General features: G+C 54.5%; 3 rRNA genes. All 3 read right to left on the reverse strand.

The features are described 5' to 3' along the window. Nucleotides 1-12: 12 nt before the first annotated feature. The 3 genes from rrf to ACWGO6_RS19105 all read right to left on the reverse strand — a co-directional run bounded on the left by rrf (nucleotide 13) and on the right by ACWGO6_RS19105 (nucleotide 5278). Nucleotides 13-129: ribosomal RNA gene (gene rrf, locus ACWGO6_RS19095) — 5S ribosomal RNA — on the reverse strand. Between the two features lie 108 nt (nucleotides 130-237). Continuing rightward, a 23S ribosomal RNA gene (locus ACWGO6_RS19100) occupies nucleotides 238-3342 on the reverse strand. Nucleotides 3343-3754: 412 nt separating this feature from the next. Beyond that, nucleotides 3755-5278: ribosomal RNA gene (locus ACWGO6_RS19105) — 16S ribosomal RNA — on the reverse strand. Together the 16S, 23S and 5S rRNA genes form the textbook arrangement of a ribosomal RNA operon. Nucleotides 5279-5513 lie beyond the last annotated feature (235 nt).

Below are 5513 nucleotides of genomic sequence, written 5' to 3' on the forward strand. Positions count from 1 at the left end.
TGTCTAAAAGGAGTCCGGCGGTGTCCTACTCTCCCACAGGGTCCCCCCTGCAGTACCATCGGCGCTGTGAGGCTTAGCTTCCGGGTTCGGAATGTAACCGGGCGTTTCCCTCACGCTATGGCCGCCGAAACACTATTGATGTTTCAATCAAACACATAACAAAGTCATTGTTGTTATGCGGTTCTCGACCGTACATCGAGAACCACTCAGTGGACGCGTAGCACCAACAAACGGTGTGTTATCAAGTCATCGGCTTATTAGTACCAGTCAGCTGCATGCATTACTGCACTTCCACATCTGGCCTATCAACCCAGTAGTCTGGCTGGGAGCCTCTCACCCGAAGGTATGGAAATCTCATCTTGAGGCCGGCTTCCCGCTTAGATGCTTTCAGCGGTTATCCATCCCGAACGTAGCTAATCAGCGGTGCTCCTGGCGGAACAACTGACACACCAGAGGTTCGTCCAACCCGGTCCTCTCGTACTAGGGTCAGATCCTCTCAAATTTCCTACGCGCGCAGCGGATAGGGACCGAACTGTCTCACGACGTTCTAAACCCAGCTCGCGTACCGCTTTAATGGGCGAACAGCCCAACCCTTGGGACCTACTCCAGCCCCAGGATGCGACGAGCCGACATCGAGGTGCCAAACCATGCCGTCGATATGGACTCTTGGGCAAGATCAGCCTGTTATCCCCGAGGTACCTTTTATCCGTTGAGCGACAGCGCTTCCACAAGCCACTGCCGGATCACTAGTCCCGACTTTCGTCCCTGCTCGACCTGTCAGTCTCACAGTCAAGCTCCCTTGTGCACTTACACTCGACACCTGATTGCCAACCAGGTTGAGGGAACCTTTGGGCGCCTCCGTTACTTTTTGGGAGGCAACCGCCCCAGTTAAACTACCCACCAGGCACTGTCCCTGAACCGGATTACGGTTCGAAGTTAGATATCCAGAGTGACCAGAGTGGTATTTCAACAATGACTCCACACGAACTAGCGTCCATGCTTCAAAGTCTCCCACCTATCCTACACAAGCCACACCGAACACCAATACCAAGCTGTAGTAAAGGTCACGGGGTCTTTCCGTCCTGCTGCGCGTAACGAGCATCTTTACTCGTAATGCAATTTCGCCGAGTTCGCGGTTGAGACAGTTGGGAAGTCGTTACGCCATTCGTGCAGGTCGGAACTTACCCGACAAGGAATTTCGCTACCTTAGGATGGTTATAGTTACCACCGCCGTTTACTGGGGCTTAAATTCTCAGCTTCGCCTTACGGCTAACCGGTCCTCTTAACCTTCCAGCACCGGGCAGGCGTCAGTCCGTATACATCGTCTTGCGACTTGGCACGGACCTGTGTTTTTAGTAAACAGTCGCTACCCACTAGTCTCTGCGGCCTCCAAACGCTTTCGGGAGTAAATCCCTATACGCCGAAGGCCCCCCTTCTCCCGAAGTTACGGGGGCATTTTGCCGAGTTCCTTAACCACGATTCTCTCGATCTCCTTGGTATTCTCTACCTGACCACCTGAGTCGGTTTGGGGTACGGGCGGCTAGAACCTCGCGTCGATGCTTTTCTTGGCAGCATAGGATCACCCACTTTTTATCCGCATCGTGTCTCAGCCTATGTGAATCGCGGATTTGCCTACGACTCGGCCTACGCACTTGCACCAGGACAACCATCGCCTGGCTTGGGCTACCTTCCTGCGTCACACCTGTTAATACGCTAACCGCACCAGAATGGGGTCGTGCGCTAGGCCCAGAGCGTCACCCCGAAGGGATCAGTCACTGGGATTCAGACACTTAGCACTACTGGATTAGCTTGGGCGGTTCTTCGCCGGTACGGGAATATCAACCCGTTGTCCATCGACTACGCCTGTCGGCCTCGCCTTAGGTCCCGACTTACCCAGGGAAGATTAGCTTGACCCTGGAACCCTTGGTCTTTCGGAGGACGTGTTTCTCACACGTCATTCGCTACTCATGCCTGCATTCTCACTCGTGTAGCCTCCACGGCTGGTTCACACCGCCGCTTCGCTGGCCACACGACGCTCTCCTACCCATCAACACGGCTGGACCACGAAGGCCTACCAATAATGTCAATGCCACAACTTCGGTGGCGTGCTTGAGCCCCGTTACATTGTCGGCGCGGAATCACTTGACCAGTGAGCTATTACGCACTCTTTCAAGGGTGGCTGCTTCTAAGCCAACCTCCTGGTTGTCAAGGCAACTCCACATCCTTTCCCACTTAGCACGCGCTTTGGGACCTTAGTTGGTGGTCTGGGTTGTTTCCCTCTCGACTATGAAGCTTATCCCCCACAGTCTCACTGCTGCGCTCTCACTTACCGGCATTCGGAGTTTGGCTGACGTCAGTAACCTTGTAGGGCCCATCGGCCATCCAGTAGCTCTACCTCCGGCAAGAAACACGCAACGCTGCACCTAAATGCATTTCGGAGAGAACCAGCTATCACGAAGTTTGATTGGCCTTTCACCCCTATCCACAGCTCATCCCCTCAGTTTTCAACCTAAGTGGGTTCGGTCCTCCACGACGTCTTACCGTCGCTTCAACCTGGCCATGGATAGATCACTTCGCTTCGGGTCTAGGACATGCGACTGAATCGCCCTATTCAGACTCGCTTTCGCTACGGCTACCCCACACGGGTTAACCTCGCCACATATCGCTAACTCGCAGGCTCATTCTTCAAAAGGCACGCTGTCACCCCTACTAAGGAGGCTCCAACGGTTTGTAAGCAAACGGTTTCAGGTACTATTTCACTCCCCTCCCGGGGTACTTTTCACCTTTCCCTCACGGTACTTGTCCGCTATCGGTCATCTGGGAGTATTTAGGCTTATCAGGTGGTCCTGACAGATTCACACGGGATTTCACGGGCCCCGTGCTACTTGGGATACTCTTCGCGCCAAGAGAGGCATTTCGACTACGGGGTTGGCACCCTCTATGACCGGCCTTTCAAGACCGTTCGTCTATACCTTCTTGTAACGCCGCCACCTCGGCAGAGATGACTGAAAAGTCCCACAACCCCCAACGTGCAACACCTGCCGGCTATCACACACGCTAGGTTTAGCCTGTTCCGGTTTCGCTCGCCACTACTAACGGAATCGCGGTTGCTTTCTCTTCCTGTGGGTACTGAGATGTTTCACTTCCCCACGTTCCCTCTACCCGCCCTATATATTCAGGCGGGAGTCACTAGGTCGGCACGCCGCCCAGCGGGGTTTCCCCATTCGGACACCCTCGGATCAAAACTTGCTTATCAGTTCCCCGAGGCTTATCGCAGATTGCTACGTCCTTCTTCGGCTCCAGATGCCAAGGCATCCACCGTTTGCTCTTAAAGACTTGAAATCACATGAGTTTGAATCAAAAACTCGACCCCACCCGAAGATGGAATCTGAAATTGACTAATGATCTTTAAGATCATCTTGTGCAACAACCCGAAGGCTGTTGCAAGATGCTCGCGTCCACTGTGTAGTTCTCAAAGTACGGGCGGTACCCCCATCCACCTGCCCGAAACGGACAAACAGAAAGAGGTCCAGAGGTTCAGACCAGATCCCAAAAGATCCGCATCCGGTCCCTCAGGACCCAACAGCGTGCAGGTGCGACATCCGCCACCCTCCCCGTTCCAACCACCGAAGCGGCGTACTGGAGAAGAACAACATCCTTCGCACCATGTCAAATGTTCCACCCATGAGCTCCCAGCGAAGAACGTATGCCTTCGAACTGGGTTCTGGACTCCGAAGAGTCAGATGCTCCTTAGAAAGGAGGTGATCCAGCCGCACCTTCCGGTACGGCTACCTTGTTACGACTTAGTCCTAATTACCGATCCCACCTTCGACGGCTCCCTCCAAAAAGGTTAGGCCACCGGCTTCAGGTGTTACCGACTTTCATGACTTGACGGGCGGTGTGTACAAGACCCGGGAACGTATTCACCGCAGCGTTGCTGATCTGCGATTACTAGCGACTCCGACTTCATGAGGTCGAGTTGCAGACCTCAATCCGAACTGGGACCGGCTTTTTGGGATTCGCTCCACCTCGCGGTATTGCAGCCCTTTGTACCGGCCATTGTAGCATGCGTGAAGCCCAAGACATAAGGGGCATGATGATTTGACGTCATCCCCACCTTCCTCCGAGTTGACCCCGGCAGTATCCCATGAGTTCCCACCATTACGTGCTGGCAACATAGAACGAGGGTTGCGCTCGTTGCGGGACTTAACCCAACATCTCACGACACGAGCTGACGACAACCATGCACCACCTGTTTACGAGTGTCCAAAGAGTTGACCATTTCTGGCCCGTTCTCGTATATGTCAAGCCTTGGTAAGGTTCTTCGCGTTGCATCGAATTAATCCGCATGCTCCGCCGCTTGTGCGGGTCCCCGTCAATTCCTTTGAGTTTTAGCCTTGCGGCCGTACTCCCCAGGCGGGGAACTTAATGCGTTAGCTGCGTCACGGAATCCGTGGAATGGACCCCACAACTAGTTCCCAACGTTTACGGGGTGGACTACCAGGGTATCTAAGCCTGTTTGCTCCCCACCCTTTCGCTCCTCAGCGTCAGTTACGGCCCAGAGATCTGCCTTCGCCATCGGTGTTCCTCCTGATATCTGCGCATTCCACCGCTACACCAGGAATTCCAATCTCCCCTACCGCACTCTAGTCTGCCCGTACCCACTGCAGGCCGGAGGTTGAGCCTCCGGATTTCACAGCAGACGCGACAAACCGCCTACGAGCTCTTTACGCCCAATAATTCCGGATAACGCTTGCGCCCTACGTATTACCGCGGCTGCTGGCACGTAGTTAGCCGGCGCTTTTTCTGCAGGTACCGTCACTTTCGCTTCTTCCCTGCTAAAAGAGGTTTACAACCCGAAGGCCGTCGTCCCTCACGCGGCGTTGCTGCATCAGGCTTGCGCCCATTGTGCAATATTCCCCACTGCTGCCTCCCGTAGGAGTCTGGGCCGTGTCTCAGTCCCAGTGTGGCCGGTCACCCTCTCAGGCCGGCTACCCGTCGACGCCTTGGTGAGCCATTACCTCACCAACAAGCTGATAGGCCGCGAGCCCATCCCCAACCGAAATTCTTTCCAGACGCAGACCATGCGGTCACGTCACATATCCAGTATTAGACGCCGTTTCCAGCGCTTATCCCAGAGTCAGGGGCAGGTTGCTCACGTGTTACTCACCCGTTCGCCACTGATCCCACAGAGCAAGCTCCGTGTTCACCGTTCGACTTGCATGTGTTAAGCACGCCGCCAGCGTTCATCCTGAGCCAGGATCAAACTCTCCGTAAAAAAGAAATGCATACGACACCGGGAAAACGGTGACGCAGCGAGTTTGATGCTGACCAAAGAGACAAATTCATTGCTGACTTCATCCATTGCCAACCCCCCGAAAGGAGTTGGTCTTTGATCCAAAGGAATTCTCACCCAGCCGAAGCTAGACGAGGATAATTTGGCATTTGACAAGTGCACGCTGTTGAGTTCTCAAGGATCGGATGCTCCCACGACCCAGCCATCACAGCCAGGC

This window comes from Microbacterium sp. NPDC055665 (assembly GCF_053618035.1).